Source organism: Roseateles cavernae, assembly GCF_040187885.1.
GTDB lineage: Bacteria > Pseudomonadota > Gammaproteobacteria > Burkholderiales > Burkholderiaceae_C > Roseateles_E > Roseateles_E cavernae.
Genome location: NZ_JBDPLH010000001.1, coordinates 94305 through 110785, shown reverse-complemented (window position 1 = coordinate 110785; position 16481 = coordinate 94305). Strand labels below are relative to the sequence as shown.

20 protein-coding genes are annotated in these 16481 nt (G+C 68.0%); 7 read left to right on the top strand and 13 right to left on the bottom strand.

Annotated features, from left to right (window positions below):
* The first annotated feature begins 16 nt into the window (after positions 1–16).
* The 5 genes from ABGI63_RS00560 (at position 17) to ABGI63_RS00540 (ending at position 2447) form a co-directional block, all read left to right on the top strand.
* Positions 17–364: a DUF2845 domain-containing protein gene (locus tag ABGI63_RS00560; protein WP_349740529.1), complete on the top strand. Its 348-nt coding sequence runs from the start codon at positions 17–19 to the stop codon at positions 362–364.
* A gap of 20 nt (positions 365–384) precedes the next feature.
* The gene (locus ABGI63_RS00555) at positions 385–807 is read left to right on the top strand and encodes a GFA family protein (RefSeq protein ID WP_349740528.1); all 423 of its coding nucleotides are present in this window, start codon (positions 385–387) and stop codon (positions 805–807) included.
* 6 nt (positions 808–813) lie between these two features.
* Complete coding sequence (locus tag ABGI63_RS00550) at positions 814–1272, top strand: YybH family protein (protein ID WP_349740527.1); 459 nt, start codon at positions 814–816, stop codon at positions 1270–1272.
* A 249-nt stretch (positions 1273–1521) separates the two neighbouring features.
* Positions 1522–1959 carry a GNAT family N-acetyltransferase gene (locus ABGI63_RS00545; RefSeq protein ID WP_349740526.1) on the top strand — a complete coding sequence of 146 codons (438 nt, stop codon included), beginning with the start codon at positions 1522–1524 and terminating at the stop codon, positions 1957–1959.
* A gap of 35 nt (positions 1960–1994) precedes the next feature.
* Positions 1995–2447: a thioredoxin family protein gene (locus ABGI63_RS00540; protein WP_269838342.1), complete on the top strand. Its 453-nt coding sequence runs from the start codon at positions 1995–1997 to the stop codon at positions 2445–2447.
* Here the strand turns inward: ABGI63_RS00540 and ABGI63_RS00535 are convergent.
* The 3 genes from ABGI63_RS00535 to ABGI63_RS00525 form a co-directional block, all read right to left on the bottom strand.
* Positions 2411–3595 carry an alkane 1-monooxygenase gene (locus ABGI63_RS00535; RefSeq protein ID WP_349740525.1) on the bottom strand — a complete coding sequence of 395 codons (1185 nt, stop codon included), beginning with the start codon at positions 3593–3595 and terminating at the stop codon, positions 2411–2413. The two genes, ABGI63_RS00540 and ABGI63_RS00535, sit on opposite strands and share 37 nt — an antisense overlap.
* A 58-nt stretch (positions 3596–3653) precedes the next feature.
* Positions 3654–4292 (bottom strand): DsbA family protein, encoded by a 639-nt coding sequence (locus ABGI63_RS00530; RefSeq protein WP_349740524.1) that lies wholly within the window; start codon positions 4290–4292, stop codon positions 3654–3656.
* A 90-nt stretch (positions 4293–4382) separates the two neighbouring features.
* On the bottom strand, positions 4383–5273 hold the full coding sequence (locus tag ABGI63_RS00525; RefSeq protein WP_349740523.1) for an MBL fold metallo-hydrolase: 891 nt from the start codon (positions 5271–5273) through the stop codon (positions 4383–4385).
* A 119-nt stretch (positions 5274–5392) separates the two neighbouring features.
* On the opposite strand from ABGI63_RS00525, the gene ABGI63_RS00520 reads away from it, so the two are divergent.
* Complete coding sequence (locus ABGI63_RS00520) at positions 5393–6892, top strand: CYTH and CHAD domain-containing protein (protein WP_349740522.1); 1500 nt, start codon at positions 5393–5395, stop codon at positions 6890–6892.
* 5 nt (positions 6893–6897) lie between these two features.
* Complete coding sequence (locus ABGI63_RS00515; protein ID WP_349740521.1) at positions 6898–7806, top strand: LysR family transcriptional regulator; 909 nt, start codon at positions 6898–6900, stop codon at positions 7804–7806.
* Positions 7807–7810: 4 nt separating this feature from the next.
* On the opposite strand, the gene ABGI63_RS00510 is transcribed toward ABGI63_RS00515, so the two are convergent.
* The 10 genes from ABGI63_RS00510 to ABGI63_RS00465 form a co-directional block, all read right to left on the bottom strand.
* Complete coding sequence (locus ABGI63_RS00510) at positions 7811–8605, bottom strand: substrate-binding periplasmic protein (protein ID WP_349740520.1); 795 nt, start codon at positions 8603–8605, stop codon at positions 7811–7813.
* 75 nt (positions 8606–8680) lie between these two features.
* Complete coding sequence (locus tag ABGI63_RS00505; RefSeq protein ID WP_349740519.1) at positions 8681–9058, bottom strand: antibiotic biosynthesis monooxygenase family protein; 378 nt, start codon at positions 9056–9058, stop codon at positions 8681–8683.
* A gap of 62 nt (positions 9059–9120) precedes the next feature.
* Positions 9121–9537: a DUF3224 domain-containing protein gene (locus ABGI63_RS00500; RefSeq protein WP_349740518.1), complete on the bottom strand. Its 417-nt coding sequence runs from the start codon at positions 9535–9537 to the stop codon at positions 9121–9123.
* 65 nt (positions 9538–9602) lie between these two features.
* Complete coding sequence (locus ABGI63_RS00495) at positions 9603–11012, bottom strand: FAD-binding oxidoreductase (RefSeq protein WP_349740517.1); 1410 nt, start codon at positions 11010–11012, stop codon at positions 9603–9605.
* A gap of 1 nt (position 11013) precedes the next feature.
* Positions 11014–12729 carry a flotillin family protein gene (locus ABGI63_RS00490; RefSeq protein ID WP_349740516.1) on the bottom strand — a complete coding sequence of 572 codons (1716 nt, stop codon included), beginning with the start codon at positions 12727–12729 and terminating at the stop codon, positions 11014–11016.
* A gap of 37 nt (positions 12730–12766) precedes the next feature.
* Positions 12767–13399, bottom strand: a complete 633-nt coding sequence (locus ABGI63_RS00485) for a YqiJ family protein (RefSeq protein WP_349740515.1) — start codon at positions 13397–13399, stop codon at positions 12767–12769.
* A gap of 5 nt (positions 13400–13404) precedes the next feature.
* Positions 13405–14079, bottom strand: a complete 675-nt coding sequence (locus tag ABGI63_RS00480; RefSeq protein ID WP_349740514.1) for a PspA/IM30 family protein — start codon at positions 14077–14079, stop codon at positions 13405–13407.
* Entirely contained in the window at positions 14072–14584 is a 513-nt protein-coding gene (locus ABGI63_RS00475) for a hypothetical protein (protein WP_349740513.1), read from the bottom strand. Before ABGI63_RS00475 ends, ABGI63_RS00480 begins: the two co-directional genes overlap by 8 nt.
* A gap of 277 nt (positions 14585–14861) precedes the next feature.
* Positions 14862–15386 (bottom strand): hypothetical protein, encoded by a 525-nt coding sequence (locus ABGI63_RS00470; protein WP_349740512.1) that lies wholly within the window; start codon positions 15384–15386, stop codon positions 14862–14864.
* Positions 15386–16429, bottom strand: coding sequence for an AAA family ATPase (locus ABGI63_RS00465; RefSeq protein WP_349740511.1), 1044 nt, complete (start codon positions 16427–16429; stop codon positions 15386–15388). Before ABGI63_RS00465 ends, ABGI63_RS00470 begins: the two co-directional genes overlap by 1 nt.
* Positions 16430–16481 lie beyond the last annotated feature (52 nt).

Genomic DNA, 16481 nt, shown 5'->3' with positions numbered 1-16481 from the left:
GTCCGGGAGCAGCAGCATGGGTATTTTTCGCATCGTCCTGATCCTGTTGCTGTCGCTAACCGGCCCTGTGCCGGACGCACAGGCCGAGTCCCTGCGCTGCGAGGGCGCCAGCGCGGCGGAGGGCGACTCCAAGCTCTCGGTGTTGCACAAATGCGGCCGGCCCCTGCTCTCCGATGCCTATTGCGAACCGGTGTACTACGCCGGCACGGCCAATCCGGTGCCGGCGCCGATCGCCGGGGCACTGGTGCCATGCCAGCCGATCGAGGAGTGGTTGTACGACCGGGGGCCGGGCAATCTGATGGCCACGGTCCGTTTCCGGGCCGGCGTCGTCCAGTCGATACGCTACGGGCGGCAGCCGAAGTAGCAAAAGAAAGGTCATCACCGATGCATATCAACGGTGCCTGCCACTGCGGCGCGATCTCCTTCAGCGCCGAGATCGACCCCTCGCGGGTGATGATCTGCCACTGCGCGGACTGCCAGGTCCTGTCCGGCGCGCCGCTGCGTGCCGTGGTGGCCGCGCCCATCGCCAGCTTTGTGCTGCACGGCCAGCCCAGGACCTATGTCAAGCTGGCGCAGAGCGGTAATCGTCGCGCCCAGGTCTTCTGTCCGGAGTGCGGCACGCCGCTCTACGGCAGCGCGCTCGAGAACCCGGCCTCGGTCATCATCCGCCTGGGCTGCGTCGAGCAACGCGCCCAGCTCACGCCCGCCGTGCAGATCTGGCAGCACTCGGCCATGCCCTGGCTCGCCGAGCTGCCCGCCATCCCGGGTTCGCCGGAGAATCAGCTGTCGCTGCCGGCGCAGTCTTGAACGAATATGGGCATCAGAACACCGCACCGATGGCGCCGTCTGTCCGCCTGCCTGCTGCTGGCTCTGCCGGGCTGGCCCCTCGCCGGCCCGGCGAGCTTCGAGGCGGCGCTGAGCGAGCACCTCTCGGCGATCGACCGCCGCGACTGGGCCGCCTTCGAGGCCACGCTCACCACCGCACCGACGCTGAGCTTTGTGCGGCCCAACGGCCGGCTCACGGTCTCGAGCACCGACTTCAGGAAGGCGCTGCGGGCTTGGCTGGCCGACGGCGATTGGCACTGGTCCTACCGCATCGTCAGTTCAAGCGCGAACGCCCACACCGGTGTGGCGGTGCTGGAGGTGGACTACCGCGACAAGGACGCGCAGGGCGCCGAGTACCGGCTGCGCTATCTGCTGAGCCTGGTGTTCAGCAAGGAGGCGGGCGGCTGGAAGCTGGTCCATGATCAGAACACGCTGATACCCCAGTAGGGCGTCGCGGCGACGGCTGTGCGTCCGTCGCCCGTCCGGCGCTGGAAGTGATCATCTACAACCTGGGGCTCTGGGAATCGCGGGCCTTCAGCGAGGAACTGGTGCTGCCGGCGGCCCGTCGCGCATCCGCCGGCGGCGCAAGACCTTGTTCGCCGGGCTTTACACCGGCCCGGCCGTCCCGCACCATCGGGCATCGTTTCGCTGCCGCCAGCCCATGAGCAAGACCCGACCCCTGATGCAGGAGTGCCAATGAGCGCGAACACCGGATCGCTGCGCCAGGCGCTCGTAGCGGACATTCCGGCGCTGTGGCGGGTGCGCTACGCGGTGCGCGAGAACACGCTGGCGCCGGGGCGCATCAGCGACGAGGAGGTGCGCGCCGAGATCGAGGTCACGGGGCGCGGCTGGGTGGTCGAGGACGAAGCCGGTGTGGTGCAGGCTTTCGCGATCGGCAATGCGCAGACCGGCAATATCTGGGCCTTGTTCGTCGCTCCCGAGGCCGAGGGCCGGGGCTATGGCGCACGGCTGCACGAGGCCATGATCGACTGGCTGTGGGCCCAGGGCCTGGACATCCTGTGGCTGACCACCGGGCCGGGCACGCGCGCGCTGGGCTTTTACGAGCGGCGCGGCTGGCGCCAGGTGGGGCGTACCGACACCGGCGAGTTGCGGCTGGAGTTGCAGCGGCCCTGATATCCTCGGCGCCACCCCATCGAGGAGAACCCATCTTGCGCAAGACCCTTGCCCTGATTCTGCTGGCCGCCGCCTCGGTGGCCATGGCCAGCCCCGGCCCTTATGACGAGGCGGCCGACGCCAAGACCGAGATCGCCACGACGCTGGCCGAGGCGCAGCGCGCCAAGCTGCCGGTGCTGGTGGTATTTGGCGCCAACTGGTGCGGCGACTGCAAGGTGCTGGACATGGCGTTCAAGAGTGGCGCTGCTGCAGCGCTGATGGCCCAGAACTTCCGGGTGGTCAAGGTCGATGTGGGCCGTTTCACGAAGAACACCGATATCGCCGAAGCCTATGGCGTGGTGCTGAAAAAGGGCATCCCGGCGGTGGCCCTGCTGTCGTCCGAGGGCAAACCGATCTATGCCACCAAGGCGGGTGAGCTCTCGAATGCGCGCCAGATGGGCGATCAGGCGATCTACGACTTCTTCGCCAAGGTGGCCAAGGGCGGCTGAGGAAAGCGCAAGCGCAGCGCCGCCTCGCGGCCCGGCTGCAGATTGGCCCGCTCCAGCACGCCGCCATAGTGGCGCAGCACCCGTTCATCCATGACCCGAAACCACAGCGGCGGCAGATAGGCCAGCAGCAGCATGGCCGCATAGCCGGAGGGCAGCTGCGGCGCCTGCTCGACATGGCGCAGCGCCTGGTAGCGGCGTGCCGGGTTCGCGTGGTGATCGCTGTGGCGCTGCAGCTGGTAGAGAAAGAGGTTGGACACCCGGTGGCTGGAATTCCACGAGTGCTCGGGCCGGCAGCGTAGCGGCCGGCCATCCGGCCCGGGCGGGCGCAGCAGGCCGTAGTGCTCGATGTAGTTGACGACCTCCAGCAGCGAGGCGCCGTAAAAAGCCTGAACCGCCAGAAAGGCCAGCACGCCCGGACCCAGCCAGATGGCCAGCGCGGCATAGAGCAGCGCCGTCATCGCCCAGGCCTGCAGGCACTCATTGCGCCAATGCCAGACGCTCAGGCCCCGGCCAGCCAGGCGGGCGCGCTCCAGCGCCCAGGCCGAACGCAGGCTGCCCGCCAGCGTGCGTGGCAGAAAAGCCCAGAAGCTCTCGCCCAGGCGCGCGCTGGCCGGGTCTTCGGGCGTGGCGACGCGGTGGTGGTGGCCGCGGTTGTGCTCGATATAGAAATGCCCGTAGGCGACCGGCGCCAGCGCGATGCGCGCCAGCCAGCGCTCCCAGGCCGGATGCTTGTGGCCCAGCTCATGGGCGGTGTTGATCGCGATGCCGTTGATGCCGCCGACGCTGAGGATCAGGCCGATCCAGCCCAACGGTGTCAGCGCCTGGCTCGCGGCGATCCAGGTGCCGTACATCGTCATGCCGTACTGCAGCGGAACGAAGGCCACGACGATGACGCGGTACCAGAGCCGGCGCTCAAGACCCGGCACCGCCGACTCCGGCGGGCTGCTACGATCGGGGCCCAGCAGCGCGTCCAGCAAGGGAATCAGCCCATACATCACGGCCGGCGAGAGCCACAGCCAGAAGACCTGGCCGGTCTCGGCAAAGCGCAGCAGGTTCAGCCAGATCAGGCCCGGCAGCGCCGACGACAGCAGCCACCACCAGCGCTTGGAATCGCGCCAGGACGGGGCAGAAGCGGGGTGGGCCGGCATGGCGCGATGCTGCGCCCGCCGGCCCGGCCCGGTCAAGCCGGGATGGGCGGGGGGAGCATTAGCCCTGCAGCGCCTGCCGCAGATACGCCAGCCAGGCCAGGCGCTGGCCGTGGAAGCGGCCGATGTCCAGGCGGCGCATGCGGCCCTCTGCGGTCTGCAGCAGCAGGGTCGGGAAGCCCTGGCCGCCGGATTGCTGCAGCAGCTGGCGCGAGGCCTGCAGATGGGCTTGGGTGGCCGGGCCGGCCTGCCGCTGGTAGGCGGCGTCGAAGGCCGGGCCGTCCAGCCCCAGCTCGATCGCCAGGCTGCGCAGCACGCCGGGCTCGGCGATGCGCCGGCCTTCGACGTAGTGGGCCCGCTGGGCCCGCTCCAGCAGGGCCAGCGCCGCGTGGGCGCCGGCCAGCTCGGTGGCGGCCAGCACGGCGGTGATGGGCGGCTCCGAGTCCAGCATCGCGTCCGGGTCCTTCAGCAGGCCGTCGGTATAGGCGCTGCCGAAGGGCTGGCCGCTGAGCTCGGCGATGCGCCGGTCGTGCGGGCCGACATAGGCGCGCAGCTCGGGCGTCACCGGCCGCCGGGCGGCGCCGGCAAACATGCCGCCGCCATGCAGGCGCAGGCCGGCCAGCTCGCTGGCCGCATGGACCAGGGGCGCGGCGCCATAGCACCAGCCGCACAGCGGGTCGTAGACATAGTGCAGCGTCATGTCAGCCCCTCGCCCGACGAGTGCATCGGGCGATCCCCCGAGGGGATGACGGCCGGCTTGGGAGCGGCCCGGCGCTCGGCCGTGACGTGATCACCATTTCATCTCGCCCTTGTTGACCTTGGCGCCGATGTCCAGCGCCAGCCCCAAGCCGGCCTGCGGATAGGCGGCCTGCATCGTCGTGATCAGCGCGGCGGCGTTGGCGGCCTTGGGCAGCTCGGTCTCGAAGCGCTGCAGATAGTCGCGGGTGTAGCGCAGCACCGAGGCATCCTGCACCGTGCCGGGCAGCATATGGCCGGGCACGACCACGGCCGGCTGCAGCGCCAGCTGCTCGTCGATTTTGGCGACCCAGGCGGCGCGCTCGGCGACGCTCTGGGTGTCGGCCGTCCAGGCATGCAGGCCGCCGAAGCTGTTGACGCCGCCGACCACGGCCTTCAGCGAGGGAATCCAGACATAGCTGCGGTGTGCCAGTGCGTCGGAGAGGCCTCGCACCTCCAGGGTCCGGCCTTCCAGGCTCAGCGTGGTGCCGCTCATCAGCTCGGGGATGACGGGCTGGCGCGGCGCATTGGCGCCCAGGCGCGGACCCCAGACCTTGAGCTTGGTCGGCAGCGAGGCCTCGATCTTCTTCAGCGTCGGTGCGGCGGTGACGATGCGGGCGGCCGGGAATTCCTGCTTCAGCACTTCCAGGCCGAAGTAGTAGTCGGGGTCAGCAGCCGAGACATAGATGGTGGACAGGGTCTTGCCGCTGTCCAGCACGGCGGCGGCGACGCGCAGCGCATCGGCGCGGGTGAAGCCGGCGTCCAGCAGCAGGGCTTCCTTGGCGCCCAGCACCAGCACCGAGTTGACATGGAAGCTGGCCGGGCCGTGGTTGATGACCTTCAGCTCCAGCGGGGCGGGCTCGGTTTGGGCGCCGGCGGTTGCGGCCGACAGGCCCAGGGCGGCGACGAGGCCGAGGTGCTTCAGGAAGGAGGGCAGATGCTTCATGGGGTGTCCTGTGGGGAGCTGTGTTGCGATGGGATCAACTGTATTTGCGCCGAATCAATCGATAAACAGCGTGTCAGTCGATTGTTTGTTGCATGATTCGAGCAAATAGCGAGCAAGCCATGAACGAAATCGAACTCAAATTCCAGGTCCCTGCCGCTCGGCGCGAGGCGCTGCGTCGCTGGGTGGCCGGTGGTGCCACCCCGCCGGCACGGCGCCAGCGCCTGCAGGCGGCCTACTTCGACACGCCGGCCCGCGATCTGGCCCGCGCCGGCCTGGCGCTGCGCCTGCGGCGCGAGGGGCCGCGCTGGGTGCAGACGCTCAAGGGCGCCGGCGCGGACGGCATGACGCGGCTGGAGCACAACGTCGCTCTGAGCGGTCGCGGCGCGGCCCTGCCGGCGCTGGATGCCGCCCGCCATGCCGGCCATCCGGCCGGTGAGCGTCTGCTGGCGCTGCTGGCCGGCTTGCCTGCCGATGCGCTGGTCTGCCTGTTCCGCACCGATATCTGGCGGCTGAAGCGGCCGCTGCGCACGCGGCGCGGTGTCGTCGAGCTGGCCTTCGATGAGGGCTTTCTGATCGCCGATGGGGCTGCCGGCGGCCCGCAGCGCCTGCCGGTCTGCGAGCTGGAGATCGAACTGCTCAGCGGCGCGCCCCAGGCGGTGCTGGAGGTGGCCCAGCGCCACGCCCTGCGCCTGGGCTTGTGGCTGGACCAGCGCACCAAGGCCCAGCGCGGCGATATGCTGGCCCGCGCCGAGGCGATGGCGCCGCCGGTCGGCGCGCGGCCCGTCACGCTGCCGCGCGGCAGCACGCCGGCCCAGGGCCTGCACGCGGTGTTGCTGGCCTGTCTGCAGCAGATCCTGCCGAACGCCAGCCAGCTGGCCGACGGCCTGTTCGCGCCCGAGCATCTGCACCAGCTGCGCGTCGGCCTGCGGCGGCTGCGCAGCGCGCTGGCGCTGTTCAAGGGCCTGGACCCGGCGGCCGATGACGAGACGCTGGCCGAGCTGAGCGCCGCGCTGTTCCGCGGCCTTGGTGCGGCGCGCGACGGCGATGTGCAGCGCGACGGCCCCTGGGCAGCCGAGCTGGCGGCGGCGCTGCGGGCGCACTGGCCGGAGCCGGCGCTCGCGAGTTCAGCGCCCGCCGAAAGTCCGGCCCTGCTGCTGCGTGGTCGCAGCGGCCAGATGCTGCTGCTGACGCTGATGAGCCGGATTGCCGAGCTGGCTGCGGTGGCCGAGCTCGAGGCCAAGGCCAAGCTGAAACCGGCCTTGCGCCGGCGCCTGCAGCGCTGGAGCGAGGTGCTGCGCGCCGATGCCAAGCGTTTTGCTGCGTTGGACGAGCCTCAGCGCCACCGCCTGCGCAAGCGCATCAAGCGCCTGCGCTACGGGCTGGAGTTCAGCGCCGGCCTGTTCGAGCCCGGCGAGTTGAAGCGCTGGTCGCGCGGCCTGGCCGCTGCACAGCAGGCGCTGGGTGAGCTCAACGACCTGGCGCTGGCCTTGCGGCAGGATGGCGGCGACGGCGGTGGCGAAGCCCGCCGTTTCTTCGCGCTGGGCTGGCTGCAGGCCCGCCATGATCAGCGCCTGCGCGAACTCGTGCCGCTGATGCGCAAGCTGGCAAAGCAGGGCTGAGGGCGATGGACCGCTTGCAGGCCATGCAGGTCTTTGTCGAGGTGGTGGACCGCGGCAGCCTGACCGCCGCCGCCGAGGCGCTGGACATCTCGCGGGCCATGGCCTCGCGCCATCTGGAGGCGCTGGAGCAGTGGCTGGGCGCGCGGCTGATGCAGCGCAGCACCCGGCGCCTGAGCCTGACCGATGCCGGGCTGGAGGCGCTGCCGCGCTGCCGCCAGATGGTCGAGCTGGCCGAGGAGGCGCGCGAGGTGGCCGGTGCGCGCCATCAAAGCGTCAGCGGCCGGCTGCGCATCACCGCCAGCATGTCTTTCGCGCAGCAACACCTGGCCCCGGCGGTCGCGGCCTTTTTGCAGCAGCATCCGCAGACGCAGATCGAACTGCTGGCTTCCGAGCATGCGGTCAATCTGGTCGAGGACCGCATCGACCTGGCGCTGCGCATCACCAACCAGCTCGACCCGGCCCTGATCGCGCGGCGCCTGAGCGTTTGCCGCTCGGTGGTCTGCGCCGCGCCGGCCTATCTGGCGCGGCGCGGCACACCAGCGGAGCCGGCCGAGCTGGCCCATCACGATGTCGCCGGCCATGCCCGCTTTGGCAGCGACGAGTGGCGCCTGCAGCGCGGCGCCGAGCGCATCAGCCTGCCGCTGCCGCCGCCGCGCCTGCGCGCCAACGAGGCCATGGTCTTGATGCAGGCGGTGCTGGCCGGCGCCGGCATCGGCCTGCTGCCCACCTATCTGGCCGGCCCGCTGCTGGCCAGCGGCGCGCTGCAGCGCCTGCTGCCCGGCTGGGAGCCGGACGAGCTGGGCATCCATGCGGTCTACACCAGCCGGCGCCACCAGCCGCTGCTGTTGCGGACCTTTGTCGATTTCCTGGCCGGGCAGTTCGATGCCCAGCGGCCTTACTGGGATCAGCCCTGAGGGCTCAGGGCGAGGCGCAGGCCTCGATCGGCGCCGAGGCCTGCTGTGCCGTGTAGAGCTCGGTGTAGTGGCGGTGCAGCTGGGTCAGCAGGGTCTTGTAGTCTGGGCGTTGCAGGAAGGCCTGCACCTTGGGCAACGCGGCCAGATGGGGCGAACGCTTGGACATCTGGATGAACAACTCGCCCACCAGCACCGCCTGCGGCAGGGCCTGGATCTTGTGCTGGCAGCCCAGCACCGACAGCGTCAGCAGGCCGAGCTCGCGCCCGGTGGCCACCGCGTCCAGCCGCCCGGCCAGCAGCTTGCGCATATTCAGCGCTTCGCTGAGCGCGCGGTCGAGCTGGGTGTGCTGCAGCAGGAAGGCGTCGAACTCGGCGCCCAGGCTGACGCCGTTCACCATGCCCACGCGCAGGCCTTGCAGGTCCTGCCAGCGCTCGAATTTCAGCGGGCTGCCGCGCGGCACGAAGACGGCCGCCTCGTTGCGGCCCATCGCGGGCTCGACGATGACCGAGGTCTCGCGCCGCTTGGGGTTGTCGAAGGCGCAGATATTGACGTCGACATCGCCGCGCTCGACCAGGGCCTGGCAGCGCGCCCAGGGGCCGACATGGTCCAGCTTCAGTGTCAGCCCGGCGGCCGCGAAGGCGCGGCGCGCCACGTCGGCGCAGGTGCCGATGATCTGGCCCTGATGCTCCCAATTCCAGGGCGGATAGGCATGATGACCGCAGCCGCTGAGGGTATGGGCCGCCGCTGCCGTCAGCATCAGCGGCAGACCGAGAAGCAGGGCGATCCGGGGCACAAGCATGGTCGCGAGGACCAGCGCGGGATAGGGTACTGGCCGGGGCTGAGGATAGCGCAGCGTTTTGCGCTTGTGTGGCGGCTAGGAGGCCTTGGTGTCTCCGGGACCGTGGCTCGCTTGGATGCTGAATTCATGCCGCAATACGCTCGGCAGCAGGCCGGTCAGTTTCGCATCGCCATAGCAGCGCAGCACCTGCGAGATCACCACCTGGTAGCCGGCCAGCCACTGCGCCTGCGCGGCCTTGGCCTCCAGATGGCTGGGGTGCTGCATCAGCTGCTGCAAGGCCTCCAGCGATTCCCAGTAGTAGACATTGGAAACCAGGCCGGTGTCGGCATTGCTCCAGCTCTCCTCGCCCAGATAGCCGGGGATGGTCTTGGCATGGGCTGCGATCTGCTGGTCCAGGCGATGGAAGGCCTCGTCGAACTGCTGGGTCGCGAAGATGAAGGTGGAGGAGTACATCGAGGTGCTGCGCCGCCGGTCGTGGAGGAAAGGAGCGCGATTATGTGGCTTGCGGGCCGTTCTCAGGGCAGGCGGTAGCTCAGCTCGTAGTGGTGGACGCTGCCTTCAATGCGCAGCCGCAGCTCGCCACTGATGCCGGCCAGCTCGCCCAGGCCCGAACCGGGCACGATGACGATGCGCAGGTCCTGCCGCTCACCGCTCATCAGGCCCAGATGGGCCAACGCGAAACTGCCGGCGCGGCCTTCCAGCGTGCCGCTGAAGGACTCCAGCGCGGTATAGGCAGCTTCCCCGGCCTGCGGCTGGCCGGCCGCCAGCATCTCGCCCAGCGCCTGGCCCTGCAGCCCGCCCTCATACTGCTTGTCCAGCGAGCGGCGCGACAAGGGTGCCGCGCCCGGCGGCGCGCTCATCGCTTCGGGCGGGGCGATCTTGACCTTGAATTGGCCGAGGGCGAGTTGCTGCGGGGCGGTGGCTGGGTTCATCGGGTGGCTCCAGGGACGGGTGTGTTGAAGGCAGGGCCTGGCGACGATTGTGCAGGTCGGCGGATTCAGTCGAGGTAGCGGGCCCAGAGCTGATTGCTGAACTTGCCGTCGGGGTCGACCTCGCGCTTGACGCGGCGCAACTCGCTGGCCTCCGGGTACGCGCGCTCGAACTGCGCTCTCGTCGCGTGCGGTTGATAGGGCAGGTAGTAGCGGCCTTCATGAGCCAGCGCAAGATCGATCAGCTCGCGCGTCCAGCGGCCTACTTCCGCCAGCGCCCGCGCATGGCTGCGCTGCTTGAAGTACAGCACGAAGGAGAACACCTCTTCCTTGGCCCAGGGCAGGCAGGAGAGGGTATCGGCTGGTGAGTGTCGTATCGAGACATTCAGCGCGACCACTTTGTTGCGGCGCAGCGCCTGGCCCAGGCCGCGCGCGAAGGCGATGAAATGGCGCTTGGGGATGAAGAATTCCTGCAGCACATAAGTCGAGATGCGTCGGGTTCGTGGCTCCAGCGTGGCGACGTCAAGGCTGGCTTCGTGGTTGAGCCATTTGACCGCCGGCCGGCTGACCAGCAAGGGGTGAACCAGCGATGTGCGCAGCTGCTCGCCAGCCGGCAGCTCGGTCATGGCCCAGATCAGGTTCTGCTCCAAGCCATGCCGGCCGTCGCGGGGAACCAGGCGTGCCGCTTCGGTCAGGGCCTTGTCGCTGCGGCGCCAGGTCACGCTGACAGGCGCGTCGAAGTGCGGCGGCAGCAGGTCGGCGTTGTGCATCAGGCTGTCGGGGCGCGCCAGCACATCGCGCTCGAAATGGCTGAGATAGTCGTCCAGCGCGACATCCCGCACCAAGCGTTCGATGCGGGTGTTGTCGGCCAGTTCGAGCTCGATCTCGGTGATCACCCCCACCGCGCCATAGCCGCCGATCGCAGCTCGGAACAGCGCCGCATGCTGCTCACGGCTAGTCTCCAGCACCGAACCGTCGGCCAGCACCAGCTGCAGCGCCCGCACCGTGTTGCCGACCGACCCGTGGCCGATGTAGCGACCATGGGCATTGACCGACACCGCACCACCGACGCTGAAATTGGAGAAGCTTTGCATGGTCTTCACGGCCAGATCCAAGGGGTCCAGCAGGTCCTGAAGATCACGCCACGTCATGCCGGCCTGCATCCGAGCGCGCCGTTCGGCTGCGTTCAACCACACCAGTTGCTTCATGGCCCGCATATCGAGATGCAGGCCGCCGCCGATGGCGATCTGGCCGCCCATGCTGTAGCGAGCCCCGCCGACCGCGATGCGGCCCGGCCAGGCCTGTATTGCGCGGGCGACCTCGGCGGTGGTTTGCGGACGTTCGATACGGGCCACCGCCACTCCGTAGAGGCCGGTGATGTTGTGGACCATCAGGCCGGGTGTGCAGTACGCCCGCTGCGGAGCCAGGGCCAGCAGGCCCGCCGCAGCCATCGCTTGCACCAGCCTGCGGCGCTGCATCTCAGGCGCCCTGCGGCGCTGCCGGCAATGCCGGCGCCTGCGGCTGCAGCATGCCGGCCAGGCTTTGCGCCATGCCGGTGATGCCCTCGTTGTTGAGCCCGGCGTCCTTCATCACCGCGTCGACGATGGGCTTGGCGATCTGGTACTGCAGGGCCGAGTTCATCACCTGCTCGGGGAAGGTGGCGCCGCCGGCGCTGCCGGCCTCGTTGGCCGCGCCCGCCTGCCCGCCGTTCGTGCCCCCGTTCATGCCATTGACCTGGAAGATCCGGATCGAGTCGATCTTCTCCATCGGGCGCACCGCCTGCTCGATCACCGCCGGCAGCTGCTGCAGCAAGAGGGTACGCACCTGCAGATCGATCTGCGCGGCCGACAAGGTGTTCAGTGCCTCGTTGATCGCGCGGCGGCCCTCGGCCTCGGCGATGGCGGCGGCCTGCTTGGCCTTGGCCTCGATGGTGATGGCCTCGGCGCGGTCCAGCGCGGCCTCCTTCTCGGCCGAGGCCGAGACCTTGACCGCGATGGCCAGCTGTTCGGCTTCCTTGCTGGCCTCGATCAGCTGGATGCTGCGCTCGCGCTCGGCCACCGCGACCTGGCGGGCGGTGTTGACGCCTTCCTCGGCCTTGACCGCGTCGGCGCGCGCCTGGTTGGCCAGCGCATCGGCGACCGACTGCTCCTTGCTCTTGTTGGCAATGGCGATCTGCATGTCCTGGCGCGCGATCTCGACCTGCTTTTTCTGCTCGGCGCGCTGCATCTCCGTCTTGCGCTCCAGCTCGATCTCGCGGGTTTGCACGACCAGGTTCTTGTCGATCTCGGCGCTCTTGATCTCGCGCTCGGCCTCGATCTTCTTCTGGCCCACCTGGCGCTCGGCCTCGATCTTCGCGGCCTCGGCCTCGCGGCTGCGCTCGGCCTGCTGGGTGGCGATCTGGGCGGCCTGCTCGGCGCGCGCGGTCTCGACCTGACGCTGCTGGGCCAGCGTCGCGAACTCCTGCTCCTGCTCGATCGTCAGCTTCTGGCGCTGGGCGTCGAGGTTCTTGGCGCGCACCTGCATCTCGGTTTCCTGCTCGACATCGTTGCGCTGCTTGCGGCGCGCCTCGGTCTGCTCGGTCAGCCGGGTCAGGCCCTCGGCATCGAAGGCATTGTTGGGGTTGAAGAACTGCTTGTCGGTCTGGTCCAGGCTGGTCAGCGAAACCGATTCCAGCTCCAGGCCGTTCTTCTCCAGGTCCTCGGCCACCGCGTTCTGCACCGCCTGCACGAAGTCGCGGCGCTTGTCCTGCAGCTCCTGGATGGTCATCGTCGCGGCGGTGGCGCGCAGCGCGTCGACGAACTTGTCCTCGACCAGGCTTTTCAGCGCCTCGGGCGCCAGGGTACGGGTGCCCAGGGTCTGGGCTGCGGTGCTGACGGCCTCGGCGGTCTGCTGCACGCGCACGAAGAAGGCGGCCGTCACATCCACACGCATGCGGTCCTTGGTGATCAGGCTCTCGCGCTCGCGCCGCATCACCTCCAGCTTGAGCGTGTTCATGTTCACCAGCACGCGCTCATGGAAGACCGGCAGCACGATGGCGCCGCCGTCCATGATGACCTTCTGCCCGCCCAGGCCGGTGCGCACAAAGGCGGTCTCCTTGGTGGAGCGCTTGTACAGGCGCGCAAACACGATGCCTATGGTCAGCAGACCCAGCAGCGCGACGCCGGCGATCATGCTCATCTCGATCAGGTTGTCCATCTTCTTTCCCTTCCTCCTTGAATGAATGCGTTCGTGTTCAGCGCTCGACCAGGCCCGGATGCGGGTTGCGTATCACCCGGTAGATCGCGCCGCTCTTGCTGACCAGCAGCACCTGGGCGCCTTCCTCGAAGACCTCGTCGGCCAGATCGGGCTCGACCAGCAGATAGTGGTTGCGGCCATGCTCGTCGCGCACCCGGGCCTGCGCCGCCAGGCCCTGGCGGGCATGGCCGGCATAGACGGTGCCGACGCGTCCCAGCAGGGTCTGCGCGCTGACCGCCGTGCTCTCGTCGCGCGGGATGATGTGGGCCACCAGCGCACCCAGGCCGCGCACCGTCGCCAGGCCGGCCGGCACGGCGGCCAGCCCGGCGAGCCAGGCCGGCAGGTAATGGCCGAGCAGGCCGCGGCAGACCAGCTGCAGGCTGTAGCCGAACAGGGCGTAGCCGGTCAGGAACAGCAGCAGCAAGACCAGCGACGGCACCCGGCCCAGATGCAGCCAGCCCAGCACCCGGTCCAGCGCGCTCTCGTGGCCGGCCTCGGGCAGCCAGTCGTCCAGCCAGTTGCTGGGGCTCAGCGACATCATCATGCCCAGGCCTTCGAGCAGGGCGATACCGACGATCAGCGCGAAGGCAATACCGAAGGGCAGGTTCTCGGGCGTCGTGAACAGGCTCATGACGCTCAGCTGCCTTGCTTGAGCTGGGCCAGGCGGGCCTCGATCTGGGTCTGGCGCACCAGGTCCTCCAGCGACTGCAGCTGGCCGGCCTGTTCCAGCTGCAGCGCGCGGGCCGGGCCGGCGAGGCCGGTCTGGCGCTCGTAGACGCGATCGAAGGCGCCGGTGGCGCCGGCGATGCGGGCCTCGATAGCGCCGGCGGGCTTGTTGACGCCGGCCGCTGTCGCAGCGCTGCTGCCGGCACGGCTCTGGCGGAACTGGCTCAGCGCCGCCTCCATCTCGCGCCGCTTGGCGAGCAGCGCATCGACATAGCCGCGATGCTCGCCCTCCTGGCGCGCCAGCTCGGCCAGACTGGCCTCCAGCAGCGGCAGCTGGGTCTCGATATCGAGCTGGCGGCCGACGGCGGCGCGCGCCAGTTCCTCGCGCTGCTGGCCCAGTGCCAGTTCGATCTGACCCCTCAGCGCCTCATGCTGCTTGTTCAGCTCGGCATGGCGCTGCTGGGCCAGGTGGCGGTTGGCGGCATGCACCCCCAGCTCGTGGCGCACCTCGTCGACCACGCCGTCGAGCTCACGCAGCGCCTGTTCCATCATCGCCTCGGGCGCGCGGTCCTCCAGGCGGTCGAGCAGGGCATGCACGCCGCCGGCCATCACGCGACCGACGCGGTTCTTCAGAGTCTCAGCCATGGTGTTGGGCTCCTTTCAAGAGAGTGATGGCCTGGGCCAGTTGCAAGGTGGTGGGCAGATGCTTGTGCACCACCTGGGGATCAAAGGCGCTGGCCTCGGCCGTGGTGGCCTGGCGCAGCAGGGATTCGGTCAGCGCGAAGCTGCGGCGCAGCAGCGCGTCCTCCAGCTGGGCCGCCGCGGCCGGGCTGTCCGGTTGGGCGCTGATCAAGAGGGCTATCGTGTGGCAGCTGTGGTCCAGCACCTGCTGCAGCACCTCGGAATGCCGGCCCTCGGCCAGTTCCAGCCGCGCCAGCGAGTCGCGCAGCCGCGCCACCAGATCGCGGCACCAGGACAGCGCGGCGACGTGATCGAAGGCGCCGTCATGCTGGCGCTTGAGCTGGCCCAGCAGCACGCGCAGCTTGTCGCTGTTGGTGGTGGCGCCATCCACATGCAGCTGGGCCAGCCACAGATACAGATCGCTGGGAATCCGGGCCGACAGCGGCTCCATGCTGGTGCTGGTACTCATGACCGGACCTTGGTGGTTGATGCGTTGAAATCAAATGTATTCGTTTGAATTCGCTGCATCCATCACCCCGAAGGGGGGGCGCGGAGCATGAACACGCAGCCGGGAGAGGCGAGGGCGGCGGGGGAGTACCGCCATTCATGTCCCCTGCCTGCGGCCTGCTCCTCGACTTCGCCGCGCCACTCGCCAACCCGTCAGCGACGTGCGTCGCGGTTTGCAACGGAAACGGCCCGCAAACAATCAGGATCTCGGGTGGGCTGGGAGGCCCCTGACGCGCCAATCAAGCAACGTGCCAGGTCATGCTGTCATGAAGAGTGTTGCAATCAACAACCAAAGGGTGTGGATCAATGGCCTTGATCAAAGTTCGCAGCTTGAGGATCAACTTGTCGGGCTCGATCGCACGGGGTCGAAGTCTCGAGGCTTTCGCTGGTTGCTCCAAATGGCAAACGACCCGAACCCGTGCGGCGCGCACCAGGCTTCGGGCACATTTCCGCTCGGTGCTGTCGTTGGCATGCCAGCTGGCGCTCAGCAGCCCTGCCAAAGTGTCCCGAACCTTGAGGGCGATTTCATCTGGAAGGTCCATCGACTTGGTTCGAGGATGCTGCCTGAAGTCTTTCACCTCGATCAACCAAGCTGTTTTCTGCCCCTTATCCAGATGGACAAGATCAACGGCCTTGCTGCCCCCGCAAGTGGCTTGAAACTGATTGCGGTAGTGAGCCCACTCGTCATACTTGCTCGCGCATGCGTCCGGAGCAAACGTGAACGTCAGTGCGCCCTCGGTCCAAACGGATTGGAGGACCGGCATCAGACTTCCTCCGTCCCGATAAACCGATCTGCCTGATGCAGCTCTTCATCCAGCAGCGTCAATGTCTGGAGATCATCAATGCGAGCACCCTGCTCCAGCAAGACTCCATCTGGAGTGTTTTTCAGGGCGAAGTAACGACTCTTCACGTTACGGAAAGTCTCCTCTTCTGCAAGCATTTCCAGTTCGCGTAGAAGGAACAGTGAATGCGTGGCGATGAAAACCTGAATGCCACGCTTGGACAACTCGACGATGCTCCGGGCAACCGTCTTGATCAATCTGGGATTCAGATTTGTCTCTGGTTCGTCCCAGATCAGATAGCCCTGTTCAAGCAAGACACCGGTGCTTATCAACCGGGCAAGCATGGCAATCTTGCGCAGACCCTCGGCCACCAGTGGCATTTCCATGCGTCCTTCACCAGGCACCTGCAGGTAAAAGCGCCCGGTCGGGCCATCAACGACAACTTTGCCGTTGATTGCGGCTTCGAGTGGCTCCAGCAAGGCAGCGACGGTCTTCTCACGAGGCCCTTTGATCGACGGGGCTCCAAGAAGTGAAACTGTATCGCGCCAAGCCTCTTCGAATTCGACGTGGTAGTTTTCGTAAAGAGGAACAAACCACGGACAAAGCGTTACCAGCTCGCGCGTAGGCAGGTAGACCGGCGGCAATGCCAGCGGCGCAGTCGGCACGCTGGAAACATCGACTTGAGACTTGGCATTGGTCGCAAAGCCAATGGCACAGCTTTGCGCCGCATTGGTCATCGTCAACTCGAGTTCGCACCGGTCGCGCCCTTGCTTGCGCTTGACCAGTCGGCCCAGCGCCTCCGGCCGCATGACCGCCATGAGCTTGTCGGCGTAAGCCTTCTCCAGAGCCGTCTTGGTCAACTCAACGTTCTTGCCCGACTGAACCTTGAGTAAAGAATAGATTGCCTTGAGGACATGGGATTTTCCAAGCCCGTTCTCACCAATGACAACATTCAAGCCCGGGGCGAAAGTCCAGCTTGCGTTGGGCGTCGTTGTGAAATTCCGAAATCGAGCGTTCTTTAGCATGGCCTAGCCTGTGATTGTTCGATGCCGTGCTGGCGACACAACATCAGATCAA

Excerpts from the sequence above, each read along its gene's own strand:
- ABGI63_RS00560 (WP_349740529.1), top strand. The coding sequence starts at position 17 with ATGGGTATTTTTCGCATCGTCCTGATCCTGTTGCTGTCGCTAACCGGC.
- ABGI63_RS00555 (WP_349740528.1), top strand. The coding sequence starts at position 385 with ATGCATATCAACGGTGCCTGCCACTGCGGCGCGATCTCCTTCAGCGCC.
- ABGI63_RS00550 (WP_349740527.1), top strand. The coding sequence starts at position 814 with ATGGGCATCAGAACACCGCACCGATGGCGCCGTCTGTCCGCCTGCCTG.
- ABGI63_RS00545 (WP_349740526.1), top strand. The coding sequence starts at position 1,522 with ATGAGCGCGAACACCGGATCGCTGCGCCAGGCGCTCGTAGCGGACATT.
- ABGI63_RS00535 (WP_349740525.1), bottom strand. The coding sequence starts at position 3,595 with ATGCCGGCCCACCCCGCTTCTGCCCCGTCCTGGCGCGATTCCAAGCGC.
- ABGI63_RS00530 (WP_349740524.1), bottom strand. The coding sequence starts at position 4,292 with ATGACGCTGCACTATGTCTACGACCCGCTGTGCGGCTGGTGCTATGGC.
- ABGI63_RS00525 (WP_349740523.1), bottom strand. The coding sequence starts at position 5,273 with ATGAAGCATCTGCCCTCCTTCCTGAAGCACCTCGGCCTCGTCGCCGCC.
- ABGI63_RS00520 (WP_349740522.1), top strand. The coding sequence starts at position 5,393 with ATGAACGAAATCGAACTCAAATTCCAGGTCCCTGCCGCTCGGCGCGAG.
- ABGI63_RS00515 (WP_349740521.1), top strand. The coding sequence starts at position 6,898 with ATGGACCGCTTGCAGGCCATGCAGGTCTTTGTCGAGGTGGTGGACCGC.
- ABGI63_RS00510 (WP_349740520.1), bottom strand. The coding sequence starts at position 8,605 with ATGCTTGTGCCCCGGATCGCCCTGCTTCTCGGTCTGCCGCTGATGCTG.
- ABGI63_RS00505 (WP_349740519.1), bottom strand. The coding sequence starts at position 9,058 with ATGTACTCCTCCACCTTCATCTTCGCGACCCAGCAGTTCGACGAGGCC.
- ABGI63_RS00500 (WP_349740518.1), bottom strand. The coding sequence starts at position 9,537 with ATGAACCCAGCCACCGCCCCGCAGCAACTCGCCCTCGGCCAATTCAAG.
- ABGI63_RS00495 (WP_349740517.1), bottom strand. The coding sequence starts at position 11,012 with ATGCAGCGCCGCAGGCTGGTGCAAGCGATGGCTGCGGCGGGCCTGCTG.
- ABGI63_RS00490 (WP_349740516.1), bottom strand. The coding sequence starts at position 12,729 with ATGGACAACCTGATCGAGATGAGCATGATCGCCGGCGTCGCGCTGCTG.
- ABGI63_RS00485 (WP_349740515.1), bottom strand. The coding sequence starts at position 13,399 with ATGAGCCTGTTCACGACGCCCGAGAACCTGCCCTTCGGTATTGCCTTC.
- ABGI63_RS00480 (WP_349740514.1), bottom strand. The coding sequence starts at position 14,079 with ATGGCTGAGACTCTGAAGAACCGCGTCGGTCGCGTGATGGCCGGCGGC.
- ABGI63_RS00475 (WP_349740513.1), bottom strand. The coding sequence starts at position 14,584 with ATGAGTACCAGCACCAGCATGGAGCCGCTGTCGGCCCGGATTCCCAGC.
- ABGI63_RS00470 (WP_349740512.1), bottom strand. The coding sequence starts at position 15,386 with ATGCCGGTCCTCCAATCCGTTTGGACCGAGGGCGCACTGACGTTCACG.
- ABGI63_RS00465 (WP_349740511.1), bottom strand. The coding sequence starts at position 16,429 with ATGCTAAAGAACGCTCGATTTCGGAATTTCACAACGACGCCCAACGCA.